Source organism: Enterobacter cloacae complex sp. BZL2005 (genome assembly GCF_049238885.1).
In the GTDB taxonomy this organism is placed as follows: domain Bacteria; phylum Pseudomonadota; class Gammaproteobacteria; order Enterobacterales; family Enterobacteriaceae; genus Enterobacter; species Enterobacter roggenkampii.
In genome coordinates, this window is record NZ_JBMKGI010000006.1 from 218,143 (window position 1) to 235,353 (window position 17,211).

General features: G+C 58.6%; 16 protein-coding genes. 6 read left to right on the top strand and 10 right to left on the bottom strand.

Features of this window, described 5'->3' with window-relative positions; translation table 11 throughout:
* Positions 1-91 precede the first annotated feature (91 nt).
* Positions 92-1,300, bottom strand: coding sequence for an MFS transporter (locus ACOTXI_RS13575; protein WP_023326815.1), 1,209 nt, complete (start codon positions 1,298-1,300; stop codon positions 92-94).
* Positions 1,301-1,469: 169 nt separating this feature from the next.
* On the opposite strand from ACOTXI_RS13575, the gene ushA reads away from it, so the two are divergent.
* Entirely contained in the window at positions 1,470-3,122 is a 1,653-nt protein-coding gene (gene ushA, locus ACOTXI_RS13580; RefSeq protein ID WP_023326816.1) for a bifunctional UDP-sugar hydrolase/5'-nucleotidase UshA, read from the top strand.
* Positions 3,123-3,211: 89 nt separating this feature from the next.
* Here ushA and ybaK read toward each other — a convergent pair whose 3' ends face one another.
* The 3 genes from ybaK to copA all read right to left on the bottom strand — a co-directional run bounded on the left by ybaK (position 3,212) and on the right by copA (position 7,233).
* On the bottom strand, positions 3,212-3,691 hold the full coding sequence (ybaK, locus tag ACOTXI_RS13585) for a Cys-tRNA(Pro)/Cys-tRNA(Cys) deacylase YbaK (protein ID WP_008499307.1): 480 nt from the start codon (positions 3,689-3,691) through the stop codon (positions 3,212-3,214).
* A 198-nt stretch (positions 3,692-3,889) separates the two neighbouring features.
* Positions 3,890-4,684: a TraB/GumN family protein gene (locus ACOTXI_RS13590; protein ID WP_008499308.1), complete on the bottom strand. Its 795-nt coding sequence runs from the start codon at positions 4,682-4,684 to the stop codon at positions 3,890-3,892.
* A 50-nt stretch (positions 4,685-4,734) separates the two neighbouring features.
* Complete coding sequence (copA, locus tag ACOTXI_RS13595) at positions 4,735-7,233, bottom strand: copper-exporting P-type ATPase CopA (RefSeq protein ID WP_058655053.1); 2,499 nt, start codon at positions 7,231-7,233, stop codon at positions 4,735-4,737.
* Positions 7,234-7,341: 108 nt separating this feature from the next.
* On the opposite strand from copA, the gene cueR reads away from it, so the two are divergent.
* Positions 7,342-7,752: a Cu(I)-responsive transcriptional regulator gene (cueR, locus tag ACOTXI_RS13600; protein ID WP_021241620.1), complete on the top strand. Its 411-nt coding sequence runs from the start codon at positions 7,342-7,344 to the stop codon at positions 7,750-7,752.
* Here the strand turns inward: cueR and ACOTXI_RS13605 are convergent.
* The 3 genes from ACOTXI_RS13605 to ACOTXI_RS13615 are packed head-to-tail and all read right to left on the bottom strand — an operon-like array spanning position 7,749 to position 10,008.
* Positions 7,749-8,201 carry an NfeD family protein gene (locus tag ACOTXI_RS13605; protein WP_008499311.1) on the bottom strand — a complete coding sequence of 151 codons (453 nt, stop codon included), beginning with the start codon at positions 8,199-8,201 and terminating at the stop codon, positions 7,749-7,751. The two genes, cueR and ACOTXI_RS13605, sit on opposite strands and share 4 nt — an antisense overlap.
* Positions 8,198-9,112 (bottom strand): SPFH domain-containing protein, encoded by a 915-nt coding sequence (locus ACOTXI_RS13610; RefSeq protein ID WP_008499312.1) that lies wholly within the window; start codon positions 9,110-9,112, stop codon positions 8,198-8,200. Before ACOTXI_RS13610 ends, ACOTXI_RS13605 begins: the two co-directional genes overlap by 4 nt.
* A 44-nt stretch (positions 9,113-9,156) precedes the next feature.
* On the bottom strand, positions 9,157-10,008 hold the full coding sequence (locus ACOTXI_RS13615) for a hypothetical protein (protein WP_058655052.1): 852 nt from the start codon (positions 10,006-10,008) through the stop codon (positions 9,157-9,159).
* Positions 10,009-10,151: 143 nt separating this feature from the next.
* On the opposite strand from ACOTXI_RS13615, the gene fetA reads away from it, so the two are divergent.
* Both fetA and fetB read left to right on the top strand, forming a co-directional pair.
* Positions 10,152-10,823, top strand: a complete 672-nt coding sequence (gene fetA, locus ACOTXI_RS13620; RefSeq protein WP_058655051.1) for an iron efflux ABC transporter ATP-binding subunit FetA — start codon at positions 10,152-10,154, stop codon at positions 10,821-10,823.
* On the top strand, positions 10,816-11,598 hold the full coding sequence (fetB, locus tag ACOTXI_RS13625) for an iron efflux ABC transporter permease subunit FetB (protein WP_023293126.1): 783 nt from the start codon (positions 10,816-10,818) through the stop codon (positions 11,596-11,598). The genes fetA and fetB overlap by 8 nt, the downstream gene beginning before the upstream one ends.
* Before the next feature lie 49 nt (positions 11,599-11,647).
* On the opposite strand, the gene ACOTXI_RS13630 is transcribed toward fetB, so the two are convergent.
* The 3 genes from ACOTXI_RS13630 to tesA are packed head-to-tail and all read right to left on the bottom strand — an operon-like array spanning position 11,648 to position 13,986.
* Entirely contained in the window at positions 11,648-12,502 is an 855-nt protein-coding gene (locus ACOTXI_RS13630; RefSeq protein WP_023293125.1) for a co-chaperone YbbN, read from the bottom strand.
* 58 nt (positions 12,503-12,560) lie between these two features.
* Positions 12,561-13,331: an SDR family oxidoreductase gene (locus tag ACOTXI_RS13635; RefSeq protein WP_058655050.1), complete on the bottom strand. Its 771-nt coding sequence runs from the start codon at positions 13,329-13,331 to the stop codon at positions 12,561-12,563.
* A 28-nt stretch (positions 13,332-13,359) separates the two neighbouring features.
* Positions 13,360-13,986 carry a multifunctional acyl-CoA thioesterase I/protease I/lysophospholipase L1 gene (gene tesA, locus ACOTXI_RS13640; protein WP_122008371.1) on the bottom strand — a complete coding sequence of 209 codons (627 nt, stop codon included), beginning with the start codon at positions 13,984-13,986 and terminating at the stop codon, positions 13,360-13,362.
* Between tesA and ybbA the strand changes: the two genes are divergently transcribed.
* Both ybbA and ybbP read left to right on the top strand, forming a co-directional pair.
* The gene (gene ybbA / locus ACOTXI_RS13645; RefSeq protein ID WP_058655100.1) at positions 13,954-14,640 is read left to right on the top strand and encodes a putative ABC transporter ATP-binding protein YbbA; all 687 of its coding nucleotides are present in this window, start codon (positions 13,954-13,956) and stop codon (positions 14,638-14,640) included. The two genes, tesA and ybbA, sit on opposite strands and share 33 nt — an antisense overlap.
* Complete coding sequence (ybbP, locus tag ACOTXI_RS13650; RefSeq protein WP_058655049.1) at positions 14,637-17,051, top strand: putative ABC transporter permease subunit YbbP; 2,415 nt, start codon at positions 14,637-14,639, stop codon at positions 17,049-17,051. Before ybbA ends, ybbP begins: the two co-directional genes overlap by 4 nt.
* Positions 17,052-17,211: the final 160 nt, after the last annotated feature.

Below are 17,211 nucleotides of genomic sequence, written 5' to 3' on the forward strand. Positions count from 1 at the left end.
CATTTTGATAAATTCAGCGCGGGGATGAAGAGGAAACCCTTATGGTATAAGGGTATCAGGTAGCTAAAGCATAAGTTTAGCTACCCGTAATTCACGCTTTATGACGGTTATCAGGCAGGAATATGGTCAACATGCCAAGAAGTGGCAGGAAAGCGCAGATTTTATAAACCAGGAAGATGCTGGTGTGATCCGCAACCATCCCTAACACCGCTGCACCCAGCCCGCCCATGCCGAAGGCGAAACCGAAAAACAGTCCGGAAACCATACCGATACGTCCGGGCAGCAGCTCCTGGGCATAGACCAGAATGGCGGAAAACGCGGAGGCGAGAATAAAACCAATAATCACGGTCAAAATCCCCGTCCATTCAAGGCTGGCGTACGGCAAAATGAGGGTAAAAGGCGCTACGCCGAGGATAGAGCCCCAAATGACATATTTACGGCCAATCTTATCGCCCACCGGCCCGCCAATTACCGTCCCTGCGGCCACCGCGAACAGGAAGGCAAACAGGTGGATCTGCGCGTTTTGTACCGATAATCCGAATTTTTGCATCAGATAAAAGGTGTAATAGCTGCTGATGCTCGCCATATAGAAGTATTTCGAGAAAATCAGCACCAGCAGGACGGCAACCGCCAGGATAACCTTATTGCGCGGCAGGGGATTGATAACCTTCGCTTTAGGTTTTCCTTTATTCACCCGATGCTGTGCGGCGTACCAGCGGCTAATCTGCGCCAGCACGATAATCGCCAGCAGCGCGGCCAGCACAAACCACGCCACGTTGCCTTTACCGTAAGGGGCAATAATAACCGCGGCCAGCAGCGGGCCGAGAGAGCTACCAAAGTTACCGCCCACCTGGAACAGGGACTGCGCCAGGCCATGACGACCGCCGGACGCCATACGCGCCACGCGGGAAGACTCCGGATGGAAAACGGACGAGCCGGTGCCTACCAGCGCGGCGGCAATCAGCACGGCTTCAAAACTTCCGGCCATGGCCAGCAGCACCAGCCCGCTTAGGGTAAAGCACATGCCGATGGGCAGCGACCACGGCATCGGGTATTTGTCCGTCCAGTAGCCCACCACCGGCTGCAGCAGCGAGGAAGCCAGCTGGAAGGTCAGGGTGATCATCCCAATCTGCACGAAGGTGAGTGAAAACTCGGACTGCAGCAGCGGATAAATAGCCAGAATCAACGACTGGATCATGTCGTTGAGCAGGTGCGAGAGACTGATTGCGCCTAATACTTTAAAGGAGGTGCGCGACGTCGGCGCACCCGGAACGGGCTGGGTTGAGTCACTGATTGCCATAGAGAGAATTACCACGTCTTGAGTTATTAGCGATGCAGGGTGTAATTATTATCCGACTAACATACCCGCCCGGGACATTTGAAGAAAGTCGCAATTCTGAAAACTTATTTGTCTATTCTTATTAGTCACTGTAATTTCTGCCTTTGTCTATTGGTCAGGGAGAGAGAAGATGAAGTTAATGAAGCGGGGCGTCGCGCTGGCGCTCATCGCGGCGTGGGGGCTGGTAAGCCTGCCCGTGCAGGCGTATGAAAAAGACAAAACCTATAAAATCACCATTCTGCATACCAACGATCACCACGGTCATTTCTGGCGCAGTGAATACGGCGAATATGGCCTGTCGGCGCAAAAAACGCTGGTGGACGGCATTCGTAAAGAGGTGGCAGCCCAGGGCGGCAGCGTGCTGCTGCTGTCGGGAGGCGATATCAATACCGGCGTGCCGGAATCCGATTTACAGGACGCCGAGCCCGACTTTCGCGGCATGAACCTGATTGGCTACGACGCGATGGCCGTCGGTAACCATGAGTTTGATAATCCGCTGAGCGTCCTGCGTCAGCAGGAGAAGTGGGCCAAATTCCCGTTCCTCTCCGCCAACATTTACCAGAAAAGCACCGGCGAACGCCTGTTTAAGCCGTGGGCGCTGTTTAAGCGTCAGGATCTGAAGATCGCGGTCATCGGCTTAACCACCGACGATACGGCGAAAATTGGCAACCCTGAGTTCTTCACCGATATCGAATTCCGCAAACCGGCAGACGAAGCGAAGCTGGTGATTCAGGAGCTGCAGCAAAACGAAAAGCCGGACGTGATTATCGCCACCACGCACATGGGGCACTACGACAACGGTGAGCACGGCTCTAACGCGCCCGGTGACGTGGAAATGGCGCGCAGCCTGCCGGCGGGCTCGCTGGCGATGATTGTGGGTGGTCACTCACAGGATCCGGTGTGCATGGCGTCGGAGAATAAAAAGCAGGTGGACTACGTGCCGGGCACGCCGTGTGCGCCAGACCGTCAGAACGGTATCTGGATTGTGCAGGCGCACGAGTGGGGCAAATACGTAGGCCGGGCGGACTTCGAGTTCCGTAACGGCGAGATGAAGCTGGTGCACTATCAGCTCATTCCGGTCAACCTGAAGAAGAAGGTCACCTACCCGGACGGGAAAAGCGAGCGCGTACTTTACACCCCAGAGATTCCAGAAAACCAGCAGATGCTCTCCCTGCTGACGCCGTTCCAGAACAAAGGCAAGGCGCAGCTGGACGTGAAAATCGGTACGCTGAACGGTCGTCTGGAGGGGGACCGCAGCAAAGTTCGCTTCGTGCAGACCAACATGGGCCACCTGGTGCTGGCGGCGCAAATGGCGCGCACCGGGGCTGATTTTGGCGTGATGAGCGGCGGCGGCATTCGTGATTCCATCGAAGGTGGAAACATCACCTATAAAGACGTCCTGAAGGTGCAGCCGTTCGGTAACGTGGTGGTTTATGCCGACATGAGCGGGAAAGAGGTCATTGACTACCTGACCGCCGTGGCGCAGATGAAGCCGGATTCCGGGGCCTATCCGCAGTTTGCCAACGTGAGCTTCGTAGCGAAAGACGGCAAGCTTAACGACCTGAAGATCAAAGGCGAACCGGTTGACCCGGCGAAAACGTACCGTCTGGCGACGTTAAGCTTTAACGCCACCGGCGGCGACGGCTATCCGCATATTGATAATAAACCGGGCTACGTGAACACCGGCTTTATCGATGCAGAAGTGCTGAAGCAGTATATCGAGCAGAATTCGCCGATTGACGTGAATGCGTATGAGCCGAAAGGCGAGGTGAGCTGGCAGTAGTGCGGTTGTGTTGCCCGGTGGCGCTGCGCTTACCGGGCCTACGGGTGCAAAATGTAGGCCGGGTAAGGCGTAGCCGCCACCCGGCTTTTTTACTCCCGTCGCGCAATATCCGCAAACTTCGCGTCCAGCATTTTCGCCAGGTCGCCCGCGGCCAGCTCAATATCCAGCCCGCGCTTGCCGCCGGAAATATAGATGGTCTCAAATTCCTGTGAAGGGGCATCGATCAGCGTCGGCAGGCGTTTTTTCTGCCCGAGCGGGCTGATGCCGCCCACCAGGTAGCCCGTGGTGCGCTGCGCCACCATCGGATCCGCCATATCCACCTTCTTCGCCCCCAGCGCTTTGGCGACTTTCTTAAGATCCAGCTGTCCCGCCACGGGAGTCACCGCCACGGCGAGATGCTTCATATCGCCATTCACCGCCACCAGCAGCGTTTTATAAACCTGGTCCGCGTTTAGCCCCAGCTTACGCACCACTTCATCACCAAAGTTGGTTTCATTCGGATCGTGATCGTAGGTGTGGATCCGGAAAGAAATGTTGTTTTTTTCGAGTAATTTAACGGCGGGAGTCATAGCTATCCTTCTTACGACAGACAATTCATGCAGCCAGCATACGCCTGACGTTTGTCTAAAAAATAGCACCATCTTGCGCAATAGTGTTGGCAGTGATGGTCACTTTGAGCGACAATCGGCTCAGCCGAAGGTCACTTCGGTATAATAAAAACGATGAAATTCCTCTTTGACGGGCCAATAGAGATATTGGCCATTTTTTTATTTCAGCAACGACGGCAAATTCCCTTCGCCGTATAAATGTAACGCCCCAACCGCCACCACGTATTCCCCCGCTGGCAGAGCATGCAGCGTCTCTCGCCAGGCTTTGTTACGCGCATTCATCAGCACATCATACAGCGATTCACTGAACGTCGACGGTAGCGCCAGCCTGCCGTCCGCGGGCGGTGCATCCAGCCACCAGCCAATCATAGTCTGCAGCAGGCGTGCGTTGGTGTGCCAGTGGGTGAGGGTATCATCCAGCAGCATCAGACCGTCGTCGGGAAGCTGTCGCAGAAGCGCAATCTGGCTGTCCGTACCTTCCAGTTCGATGATCGGCATACGGCGGGCACGCGCCACGTTCAGCAGCTGGTAATCAATGCCGTAATCACCCCGCAGCCCCAGACGCTGGGCCTGCGTGGCCTGTAATACCATTGCGATTTGCCACAGCGGCAGGGTGTCAATCATGGAGAGCGATACGCCGGTTTCCTCGGCGACGCGCGTCAGTTCCGCGAGCTGGGCCTCATTCAGACGTTCCGCCAGCGGGAGATCGCTTTCAAGCCCGGCAAACGGTGACTCATGGCCCGAGATGTCCGCCTCGACGACCAGCGCGTCGGCGCGCTTCAGGCGCTTTATCAGACCGGGCGGCAGAGGTGACATACCCTGCGTGCCCATATGGATACTGCCGACCAGGTGCAGGTGTTGCCCGCCGGGAAGCGAGATATCCAGACCGGGCCAGGCGTAACGGCGAGGGAAAAGGGCGCGAAACGATGTTTTTATACGATGAAACAGACCCATACGCGCTCCATAAACGGAAAGGTTCATGCTAGCGCGTACGGGTACAAGGTTCAATCCTTCGGTTTAAACCGCAACAGCCGGTTGGCGTTGCTGACCACGGTGATGGAGGAGAGCGCCATCGCCGCGCCCGCGACCACCGGGTTCAGCAGCGTACCGGTCAGCGGCCACAAAATACCGGCCGCGATTGGGATCCCGAGGGTGTTATAGACGAACGCCCCCAGCAGGTTCTGCTTCATGTTGCGCAGCGTGGCTTTCGAAATGGCCAGCGCATCGGCCACGCCCATCAGGCTGTGGCGCATCAGCGTGATGGCCGCGGTTTCGATGGCCACGTCGCTGCCGCCGCCCATCGCGATCCCCACATCCGCCTGGGCCAGCGCCGGGGCATCGTTGATGCCGTCGCCGACCATTGCCACCTGACGGCCCTGGCGTTGCAGGTTTTTAATGGCGTCGGCTTTGCCGTCCGGCAGTACGCCCGCAATCACCTCATCAATACCGGCTTCTTTCGCGATGGCGTTGGCGGTGGTCGGGTTATCGCCGGTCAGCATCACCAGACGGTAGCCCGCACGGTGCAGGCGCTGTAAGGCATCCACGCTGTCCTGGCGAAGCGGATCGCGCACGGCCAGCAGCGCGGCAGCTTTGCCGTCCACCGCCAGCAGAACCGGGGTAGCGCCCTGAGACGCCCGCGCCTTCAGCTCGTTTTCCAGCGCGGCGGTATCAATACCGTTTTCATTGAGCAACGCCTGGTTGCCCAGCAGCAGCGCATGGCCTTCTGCCTCACCGCTCACGCCGAGCCCGCGCAGGGTGCGGAAATTGCTCACCTGCGGCAGGGCAGACGCATTGGCTTTATCGAGAATAGCGCGCGCCAGCGGATGGCTTGAGCCTTGCTCCAGCGCGGCGGCGAGACGCAGCGCCTCCTCTTCGGCAATGCCTGCGGTCGTGACGGCGACCACCTGCGGTTTACCTTCCGTCAGCGTGCCGGTTTTATCAAACACCAGCGTGTCGAGCGTGCTGGCCCGCTGCAGCGCGTCCGCGTCCCGCACCAGCACGCCAAATTCGGCCGCGCGCCCTACGCCGGAGATAATCGACATCGGCGTCGCCAGGCCAAGGGCGCAAGGACAGGCGATGATCAGCACCGTGGTGGCGATCACCAGGGTATACACAATCTGCGGCGCGGGGCCGAAGAAGTACCAGATCGCCGCGCTTAGCAGGGCAATGCCGACCACCACCGGCACAAAAATGGCCGAGATTTTGTCAGCAAGCTGGCCAATCTCCGGCTTGCTGCTCTGGGCCTGGCGCACCATGCGGATAATACGCGACAGCGTGGTGTGGCTGCCGACGGCGCTGGCGGTGAACAGCACGCTGCCGTCCTGCACGACCGTACCGGCATGCACGGCGTCGCCGTCGGATTTCTGCTGGGGGATCGGTTCCCCGGTCAGCATCGCTTCATCCAGCCAGGCTTCGCCCTGGGTTATCTTGCCGTCAACGGGAACGCGGTCGCCGGTGGTCAGACGCAGCGTCATGCCGGGCTGAACCTCGGCCAGCGGGACGCTCTTTTCCCCCTCGTCCGTGACCACGCGGGCCGTCGGCGGGGTTAAATCGAGCAATCGTTCCAGCGCTTTCGAGGAACGCTGACGGGCGCGAGCTTCCAGCATATGGCCTAAGTTAATCAGGCCGATAATCATCGCACTCGCTTCATAATAGAGATGCCGCGCTTCCATCGGGAACCACTGTGGCCAGACGTTCACGCTCATGGAATAGAGCCATGCCGCGCCGGTCCCGAGGGCGACCAGGGTATCCATCGTCGCGGTGCGGTTTTTCAGGCTCTTCCAGGCGCTGGTATAGAAATGCCCGCCTGCAAACACCATCACCGCAAGGGTAATCAGACCAATCACCAGCCACAGGGTGCGGTTGTCGTCGGTGACCATCATGTTGTCGCCGAGCATGCCCCACACCATCACCGGAATACCCACCAGCAGGGCAACGATGGCCTGCCAGCGGAAGCGCTTCATGGTGGCGATAGCCGTTTCCTGCTGGCGCTCGCGGCGTTCGGCATCATCTTCGATGGCCTCCGCGCCGTAGCCCGCTTTCTCAACGGCCTGCACTAGCTCTGCGGCGGAGGCGCTGCCCATTACCAGCGCAGTGCGCTCCGCGAGATTGACCCGTGCCTGCGCGACGCCCGGGACCGCCTGCAGGGCGTTTTGTACCCGGGAGACGCAGCTGGCGCAGCTCATGCCGTTGATCAGCAGCTGTTGGCTGTCATCAATATCATCCGCTGCCGGAAGCTCAGGAGTGGCCGCTGTCAGTGCTTCCGACGGGGATGATGACTCTGCCAGCGGTTTAGCCTTTGGGTGGCTTAACTCCGCCCCGTAACCGGCCTGTTTAATGGTATCAATCAGCGCGTCCGCGCTGGCGCTGCCGGTCACGGCGGCATGGTCGATAGTCACTTCAGCGCTTTCAACGTCAGGACGCTGTTCCAGGCTTTCTTTAACGCGTTTGACGCAGTGGCCGCAGGAGAGGCCGTCCAGCGTCAGGTCGATAGTGTGAGACATAACAAAACTCCCGTATAATATATTGGTCAGTTGTTGACCGGAGTAACGCTTTTCGCTAACTGTTATGAAGGTTAAACCTTCCATCAAGGGGAAGGTCAAGGGGGAAATGTGAATATCAGTGACGTGGCAAAAAAAACCGGCTTAACCAGCAAAGCGATCCGCTTTTATGAAGAGAAGGGGCTGGTAACGCCGCCGCTGCGCAGTGAAAACGGCTACCGCAGCTACACGCAGCTGCATCTCGATGAGCTGACGCTGCTGCGCCAGGCAAGACAGGTCGGGTTTAATCTGGAAGAGTGCGGCGAGCTGGTTAACCTGTTCAACGATCCTAAGCGTCACAGCGCGGACGTGAAAAAACGCACCCTGGAAAAGGTGGCCGAAATTGAACGCCACATCGTCGAACTGCAGGCGATGCGCGAACAGCTGCTGCAGCTCGCGGACTCCTGTCCGGGGGATGACAGCGCCGACTGCCCGATTATTGATAATCTTGCCGGCTGCTGCCACCGCAAAACCCACGCTTAACAGGCTTTTACCCGCAGGGTAATGCCTTCCACCGCAATGACTTCAACCCGCGTGCCGGCGCTGAGGTCATCGTCGGCCACCACCGGCCACGAGCTGTCGCCTACGCGCATGTGCCCGCGTCCGTTCACCAGTGCGGTGTCGAGGGTAAAACGCTTGCCGACAATCTGCTGTCCGCGCTGGTTAAGGTGGGCGTCCACCGGTTTCTGCTCGTTAACCCGCCGGTTAAGCCAGCGCCACCACAGCCAGGCGGCCACCAGCGTCAGCGCGGCAAACAGCGCCCCCTGCCACGCCCAGTCCAGGGGAAGGATCCAGACCAGAAGACCGGTAATGACGGCGGCAACACCGCTCCAGAGCAGGTAGCCGTTGCCGCCCAGCATCTCCGCTGCCAGCAATAAGCCACCGAGACTTAGCCAGAAGGCATGAGGATGTGCAACGATGAGCTCAATCATTTTTTACGCTCGTTTCCGCTGTCCTTGATCAGTTCGGCGATCCCCGCGATAGAGCCCATCAGGCTGCTGGCATCCAGCGGCATCATCACCACTTTGCTGTTGTTCGCCGAGCCGATCTCTTTCAGCGCATCGGTATATTTTTGCGCAACGAAGTAGTTCACGGCCTGAATATCACCGGCGGCAATCGCCTCGGACACCATCTGGGTCGCGCGGGCTTCCGCTTCGGCGGAACGTTCACGCGCTTCCGCCTGTAAGAACGCGGACTGACGGTCGCCTTCCGCTTTCAGGATCTGCGACTGTTTTTCCCCTTCCGCTTTGAGGATCTCCGCCTGGCGTACCCCTTCGGCTTCCAGAATGTAGGCGCGCTTGGTTCGCTCGGCTTTCATCTGGGCGTTCATGGAGGCAATCAGCTCCGCCGGCGGGCGCACGTCGCGGATCTCGATGCGGGTGACTTTGATCCCCCACGGGTTGGTGGCCTCATCGACAATGTGCAGCAGGCGGGTGTTAATGCTGTCACGCTGGGAAAGCATTTCGTCCAGCTCCATCGAGCCGAGTACGGTACGGATGTTGGTCATCGTCAGGTTGACGATCGCCAGCTCCAGGTTGCTGACCTCATAGGCCGCCTTCGGCGCATCAATCACCTGAATAAAACAGACGGCGTCGATGGTGACGTTGGCGTTATCCTTGGAGATCACTTCCTGGGACGGAATGTCCAGAACCTGCTCCATCATGTTGATCTTGCGGCCTATCCTGTCCATGAACGGGACAATCAGGCTTAAGCCGGGCTGGAGCGTGTTGGTGTAACGGCCGAAACGCTCGACGGTCCACTGATAACCCTGAGGGACAATTTTGACGCCAGCGCCCACGATAACCAGCGCAACGAAAATAAGGACGGGAACAACGATAAGCATAAAAACCTCCTGTTTTGCATGCCGTGATGAGTGAAAGTGTGTATTTATTGCTCGTAAGTATAGGTAAAGTCAGAGATGAAGCCATTACCCGCTTCGGCAATGGCTTTGGATAATCCCTGGTAGTAATGCTCCAGCCCCCGCGCTTCGATACGCTGGATCTGTTCGCGAAGGGGGGCGCAGAACAGAACGGCATTTCCCGCCTCAACGCGTTTGTTATTCGGCGGAAGGTCGCCCGCGATGGCTTTAAACCAGGTTCTGATGCCCTGCTTTAAATTATGCGGCGCTTTTGCCAGGTTATCCATGCCCGTCAGGATCTGCAGAGTAGGGAACTCATCGGCCTGCACGGCGGTTTTCATGCGCGCAAAGAACTGGCTGAACAGCTCGAACGAGCCCAGATCGGTGACGCGGGGCTTGGTGGTTTTACCGTTTTTATTGCCGATTTTACCTGCCGCTGACGCCGTGGCCGGAACCGCGTTCACCTTTTCCAGCTCCAGTCCGAACAGCAAATTGCAGTGCGCGCGGCGCGCTTTCAGCGGGTAGGACATCAGGACGTCAATGAACTGTGTGGCTTTCACATCCGCAAGATTGTGGTTGATAAGCCACTGGGTGCGCGAAAATTCCGCCGGAGAGACGAACCAGTCCGGCACCTCATTGAAGCGTTTTGATTTGCCTTTACCGTCAAATTCAAGGAAGTGTGTCCCGTTGTCGAAGGCAAAATAGCAATTTTTGAAGCTGCCGATCGTGGTGTTCACGATGAGCGCCTTCTTAACAAAATCGACCACCTCTTCACCCATCACAAAACGCGTGCGTTCCGACGATTTGATGACGTCCATTAATGTTTCGACATCAGGAACACCAGGCTTCAGGGAGGGAAACTCATAAAAAATATGTGCCATGCTGCATACTTCCTGTAGTGATGGTGGTGACAATTTACAAACAAAAAGCTTAACACTTGCTTCAGCGTGAGGCTATTCGCGCTGCGCGGGCGAAAGGATTATGCTACAGACGGTTATGACAAAAAGCGGTCAACGGAAGCGCAATGAACGATAAAAAAAACGTATTACTGCTCAGGGATGTCGGATTTCGAGTCGGGGAAAACACGATCCTGCAGCACGTCGGGTTTCGCCTGTCGCCGGGCGAGTTTAAATTAATCACGGGCCCCTCAGGCTGTGGGAAAAGCACGCTGCTGAAGATTGTGGCGTCACTCCTCAGCCCGACGGAAGGAGCCATTCTGTTTGAAGGCGAAGATATCGCCTCGCTTTCTCCGGAAAGCTATCGCCAGCAGGTCTCGTACTGCGTGCAAACGCCCGTGCTTTTTGGCGATACGGTCTATGACAACCTGATTTTTCCGTGGCAAATCCGCAATAAAACGCCGGAGCCGGAAAAGTTTATCCACGATCTGGCCCGCTTTGGCCTGGCGCAGGAGACGCTGAGCAAATCCATCAACGCGCTGTCGGGCGGAGAAAAGCAGCGGGTCTCGCTGATCCGCAATCTGCAGTTTTTACCGAAGGTGTTGTTGCTGGACGAAATCACCAGCGCGCTCGATGACGTCAACAAGCGCAACGTTAACGAGATTATTCATCGTTACGCCCGGGAGCAGAACATTGCCGTGCTGTGGGTGACGCACGACGCTAACGAAATAACCCATGCGGATGACGTAATCACGCTCCAGCCGCACGGCGGGAAAATGCAGGAGGCAAACCGTGGGTGAGCATAACATTACGAACGAATCGCTGGCCTTTTCGATGGTGCTGGTGCTGATTGCGATTGTGGTCAGCTACCGGGAAAAGCTGGGGCTGGAAAAAGATATCGTGTGGAGTATCTGCCGCGCGGTGATTCAGCTCATCATCGTCGGCTATGTGCTGAAGTATATCTTCAACGTTAACCACGCGGTGCTGACGCTGCTGATGGTGCTCTTTATCTGCTTTAACGCGGCGTGGAATGCACAAAAGCGCAGTAAATACATTGATAAGGCGTTTGTCTCATCGTTTATCGCGATTACCACCGGAACGGCGCTCACGCTGGCGGTGCTGGTGCTCTCCGGCTCGATTGAGTTTACGCCGATGCAGGTCATCCCTATTTCCGGGATGATTGCGGGGAACGCGATGGTGGCCGTTGGGCTCTGTTATAACAACCTCGGCCAGCGTTTCAGCAGCGAACAGCAGCAGCTGCAGGAGAAACTAAGCCTGGGGGCAACGCCAAAAGTGGCCTCGGCGCGGCTGATTCGCGAGAGCATTCGTTCATCGCTGATTCCAACGGTAGATTCCGCCAAAACGGTGGGGCTGGTGAGCCTGCCGGGCATGATGTCGGGGCTGATTTTTGCCGGTATCGATCCGGTAAAAGCGATTAAGTATCAGATCATGGTGACGTTTATGCTGCTTTCCACGGCAAGCCTGTCGACCATCATTGCCTGCTACCTGACCTATCGGAAGTTCTACAACGCGCGCCACCAGCTGGTGGTGACGCAGTTGAAAAAGACGGGGTAACATCGTCTTTGTAGGCCCGGTAAGGCGAAGCCGTCACCGGGCTTTTTTATCAATACAACAGCGCGTAAAGCTGACGACGATACTTCGACGCCAGCGCGTCGCCGGTGCCCAGCGCGGCCAGGATCTCCTGGAACATCTTGCGCGCCTGACCGTCTGCGGCGGCTAAATCTTTTTGCAGATGGCTGAAGAGCAGCTCAAGCGCCTCTTCGTTACGCCCCACCTGATGCAGCTGCAGCGCAAGCTGGCTTGCCAGCGCGGCATCCGCCGGATTGTCGGCAACCTGCTGCTGCAGCTGTTGAATTTCCGGGGTATCCGCCGCCTGCTTCAGCAGCTCAATCTGTGCAACCAGCCCCTGATAGCGGGTGTCCTGATCCTGCAGCGGAACCGTCTTAAGTACGGCCTCCGCGTCCTCTGAGCGATGCAGGGCGATCTGCGTCTCCGCCAGCAGCAGGCCAATCTGGCTGTTCTGTTTTGACAGCTGCCACGCCTCTTTCAGCAGCGGCAGCGCCTCGTCGTATTTGCCTTCCTGCATCAGCGCCATGCCTTCCTGCGCTTTCAGCTCTTCTTCGCGCGGCAGCACCTTATCCAGCAGGGCGCGGATAGCCTCTTCCGGCTGCGGCCCCTGGAAGCCATCAACAGGCTGGCCGTTCTGGAACAGATAGACGGTAGGAATGGCGCGCAGACCAAACTGAGACGCGACCATCGGCTCGGCGTCACAGTCCAGCTTCGCGAGAATGAACTGACCGTTGTACTGGGCGGCAAGGCTTTCCAGCACCGGCGTCAGCTGCAGACAGTGTTGGCTACGTTCAGACCAGAAGTAGAACAGGACCGGTTTGGTCATCGACTGTTCAAGGGTCTGTTGCAGGTTAGCTTCTGTGATATTGACGATATTCTGTACGGACATGCGGCTTTCTCTTTTGTCGGTTTGTTCTTTACATGGGGATGCGCGTCAGCGCTTCAACTCAACCGTGTAAAATTTTGTCCATTATCCGGCCCGGCAGCAGGCGTTTTAACCAGCCGACGGCGTGGGTGACCAGCGTCACCGGATAGCGCATTTTGGGATGTTCACTCTCAAAAGCATGGCGCACTTTGGCCACCACCGCCTCGGGCCCGAGGGTAAAACGTGCGGCGATGCCGGGGTTCTCGACCGGTTTATCCGCCTGCGTCTGGTTAACGTTTTCGGTAAAGCGGGTGCGGATCGGGCCGGGTTCAATCAGGCTGACCTTTATGCCGCTGTGGCGTAGCTCCATGCGCAGGGCGTCGGACCAGGCCTCCAGCGCATATTTACTGGCGGCGTAGGCGCCGCGGCCCGGGGTGGAAATCAGCCCCATCACCGACGACGTCATCACGATGCGCCCTTCACCGTGCGGCAGCATCGCGGGGAGCAGACGCATGGTGAGCTGATGTACGCCGAAAAAGTTGGTCGAAAACTGCTTCTCCAGCGTTTCGCGGGAGAGGGTATCCAGCGGGCCATACACGCCGTAACCGGCATTATTAAACAGGCCGTAAAGACGATTGTCGGTCAGGGCGATCACCTCATCGGCGGCGCGGTCAACGCTCTCCGGCGAGTCCATATCCAGCAGCACGCCGGTAAAGCCCAGCCCGTTCATGCGTTCGACATCGTCGGGTTTGCGACAGGCCGCCAGAACCCGAAACCCCTGGCGCTTCAATTCGAGCGCGCTTTCCAGACCGATTCCACTGGAACATCCTGTAATTAAGACCGATTTTTGCATAACTTTACCTGTCAGGATCTCCGCTTAATCAGGAGTCATGTTTAACTAAAGGAGCCAGCCGCGTTGCCATCCAGTCGGCAATAAACGGCTGCGCATCGCGATTGGGGTGGATCCCGTCGTCTTGCATCCACTGGGGTTTGAGATAGACCTCTTCCATGAAAAATGGCAGCAGCGGAATATCAAACTCTTTGGCAAGCTTGGGGTAGATCGCGCTAAAGGCCTCATTATACCGACGACCGTAGTTGGCGGGCAGGCGAATTTGCATCAGCAGCGGCTGGGCGTTTGCCGCCTTGATCTCCTGCAAAATGGTGCGCAGCGTATCCTCCGTTTGCTGTGGCTGGAAACCGCGCAGGCCATCATTACCGCCGAGCTCAACCAGCACCCAGCGCGGCTGATGCTGTTTGAGCAGCGCAGGCAGGCGCGATAAACCTTGCTGTGAGGTATCGCCGCTGATGCTGGCGTTGATTACAGGCGTTTTGCTCTGCCATTTGTCATTGAGCAGAGCGGGCCAGGCCGCGCCAGCCGCCATGCGATAGCCGGCGCTCAGGCTGTCGCCGAGAACCAGTAACGTGTCCGCTGCCGCCGCGCGGAAGGTCATCAGAATCAAAAACAGGAAGGGCAAATGCCAGCGGAAAACAGTGTTGAAGTTCATCATCTTAAGAAGTCCGTCGGTCAGGGGGAACACGAGCTTTCCATCCTTACTGGAGTTGAACTCGTTGTCAAACGCGCTGAAACCATCGCGCTGATTGGCGAATCCGGTTCCGGTAAGTCCACGCTGCTGGCGATTTTAGCCGGTCTGGACGACGGCAGCAGCGGCGAGGTCCACCTTGTCGGGCAGCCGCTGCATCAGCTTGATGAAGAGGCGCGGGCCGTGCTGCGCGCGCGTCACGTTGGTTTTGTCTTTCAGTCCTTTATGCTGATCCCAACCCTGAACGCCCTGGAAAACGTCGAGCTCCCGGCGCTGTTGCGCGGTGAAAACAGCCGTGAAAGCCGCGCTCATGCGAAGGCGCTGCTGGAACAGCTCGGTCTGGGGAAACGTCTCGACCATCTTCCCGCCCAGCTTTCCGGCGGTGAGCAGCAGCGCGTGGCGCTGGCCCGCGCGTTTAACGGCCGCCCTGAGGTGCTGTTTGCCGATGAGCCTACCGGCAACCTTGACCGTAAAACCGGCGACAGGATTGCCGACCTGCTGTTTTCGCTCAACCGCGAGCACGGCACCACGCTGATCCTCGTCACCCACGATCCGCAGCTCGCGGCGCGCTGCGACCGTCGCCTGCGGCTGGTGAACGGTGTTCTGCAGGAGGAAGCATGATTACCCGCTGGTTCTGGCGCGAGTGGCGCTCGCCCTCGCTGCTGATTGTCTGGCTGGCGCTCAGCCTGGCGGTGGCCTGCGTGCTGGCGCTCGGCAGCGTCAGCGACCGCATGGAAAAAGGGCTCAGCCAGCAGAGCCGGGAGTTTATGGCGGGGGACAGGGCGCTGGAAAGCTCCCGCCCCGTGCCGCCGGGCTGGATTGAAGCAGCGCGCAAAGAAGGGCTGAAGGTGGGAGAGCAGCTCACCTTCCAGACCATGACCTTCGCGGGCGACATGCCGCAGCTGGCGAGCGTCAAGGCCGTCGATGATATCTACCCGATGTACGGTGACTTACAGACCAGTCCGCCGGGGTTAAAGCCGACGCCCGGTACGGTGCTGCTGGCATCGCGTCTGATGGCGCTGCTGAACCTCAAACCCGGCGACAGTATCGACGTCGGCGACGCCACGCTGAAAATCGCCGGGGAAGTGGTGCAGGAGCCCGACGGCGGATTTAACCCGTTCCAGCTTGCGCCGCGTCTGCTGATGAACACCGCGGATGTCGCGGCCACCCATGCGGTACAGCCGGGCAGCCGCGTCACCTGGCGCTATAAGTTTGGCGGCACGCCCGCCCAGCTTGACGCGTATGAAAAATGGCTTCTGCCGCAGCTCAAACCGGAACACCGCTGGTACGGGCTGGAGCAGGACGAGGGGGCGCTCGGTAAATCTCTGGAGCGCTCTCAGCAGTTCCTGCTGCTGTCGGCCCTGTTGACCCTGCTGCTGGCGGTGGCGGCGGTGGCCGTGGCGATGGGGCACTACTGCCGCAGCCGCTACGACCTGGTGGCGATCCTCAAAACCCTGGGGGCGGGCCGGGCGCAGCTGCGCAAGCTGATTGTCGGCCAGTGGCTGATGCTGCTGGTCCTGTCGGCGCTGACCGGCGGAATAATCGGGATGCTGTTTGAAAAACTGCTGATGGTGATGCTGAAACCGGTGCTCCCGGCCGCCTTGCCGCCGGCCAGCCTCTGGCCGTGGCTGTGGGCGATGGGCGCGATGACGGTGATCTCGGTGCTGGTGGGGCTTCGGCCCTACCGCCTGCTGCTCGCCACGCAGCCGCTGCGCGTGCTTCGCAACGATGTGGTGGCGAACGTCTGGCCGCTGAAGTTCTACCTTCCTGTGATTATTGCGGTGGCGGTGGGGCTGCTGGCGTGGCTGATGGGCGGCAGCACGCTGCTGTGGGCGGTGCTGGCCGGGGCGGTTGTGCTGGCGCTGCTGTGCGGCGTGCTGGGCTGGATACTGCTCAACCTCCTGAAAAGGGTGACGGTAAAATCCCTGCCCGTGCGCCTGGCGGTCAACCGTCTGCTGCACCAGCCCTGGTCTACGCTCAGCCAGCTGTCGGCGTTCTCGCTGTCGTTTATGCTGCTGGCGCTGCTGCTGGTGCTGCGCGGCGATCTGCTCGACCGCTGGCAGCAGCAGCTTCCGCCGGAAAGCCCGAACTATTTCCTGATCAATATCGCCCCTGAGCAGGTTACGCCGCTGAAGGGCTTCCTGGCGGAGCATCACATCATCCCCGAATCGTTCTATCCCATCGTTCGCGCGCGTCTGACGCAGATCAACGGCCAGCCAACGGAGGGGAATAAGGACGAGTCGCTTAACCGCGAGCTGAACCTCACCTGGCAGGATAAACGCCCTGATCACAACCCGATAACCGCCGGCACCTGGCCGCCAAAAGCGGGAGAGGTGTCGATGGAGGAGGGGCTGGCGACGCGCCTGAACGTGAAGCTGGGAGACAGCGTGACCTTCACCGGCGATACCCAGGATTTCACCGCGAAAGTCACCAGCCTGCGTAAAGTGGACTGGGAAAGCCTGCGGCCCAACTTCTTCTTTATCTTCCCGCCGGGGGCGCTGGACGGGCAGCCACAGAGCTGGCTGACCAGCTTCCGCTGGGAAAACGGCAACGGCATGCTGACCCAGCTCAACCGGGAGTTTCCGACGGTCAGCCTGCTGGATATCGGCGCGATCCTCAAACAGGTGGGGCAGGTGCTGGAGCAGGTGAGCCGCGCGCTGGAGGTCATGGTGGTGCTGGTGACGATCTGCGGCGTGCTGTTGCTGTTGGCCCAGGTTCAGGTGGGCATGCGCCAGCGCCATCAGGAACTGGTGGTTTACCGCACGCTGGGGGCCGGTAAGCGGCTGCTGCGAATGACGCTCTGGAGCGAGTTTGCGCTGCTGGGGCTGGTGGCCGGTCTGGTGGCCGCCATTGGCGCAGAGACGGCGCTGGCGGTGCTGCAGACAAAGGTGTTCGACTTCCCGTGGGAGCCTGACTGGCGTCTTTGGTTGACTCTGCCTCTGTGCGGCGCTGTGCTGCTTTCCCTCTGCGGAGGCTGGCTCGGCACGCGGCTGCTAAAGGGCAAAGCCCTGTTCCGTCAGTTTGCGAGTTGATTTAGTATAGTGATAATTACGCACCGGATTTTTATGCCGGTGCGTAGTGTTTAAATAGCACAAAGTGATAATACCCACTCATTTAGTAGCGCAAAACATTAAAAACCCGTCCACACAGCCCGATTATTTCCAGTTAATATTCACCCGCTAAATATTTAGC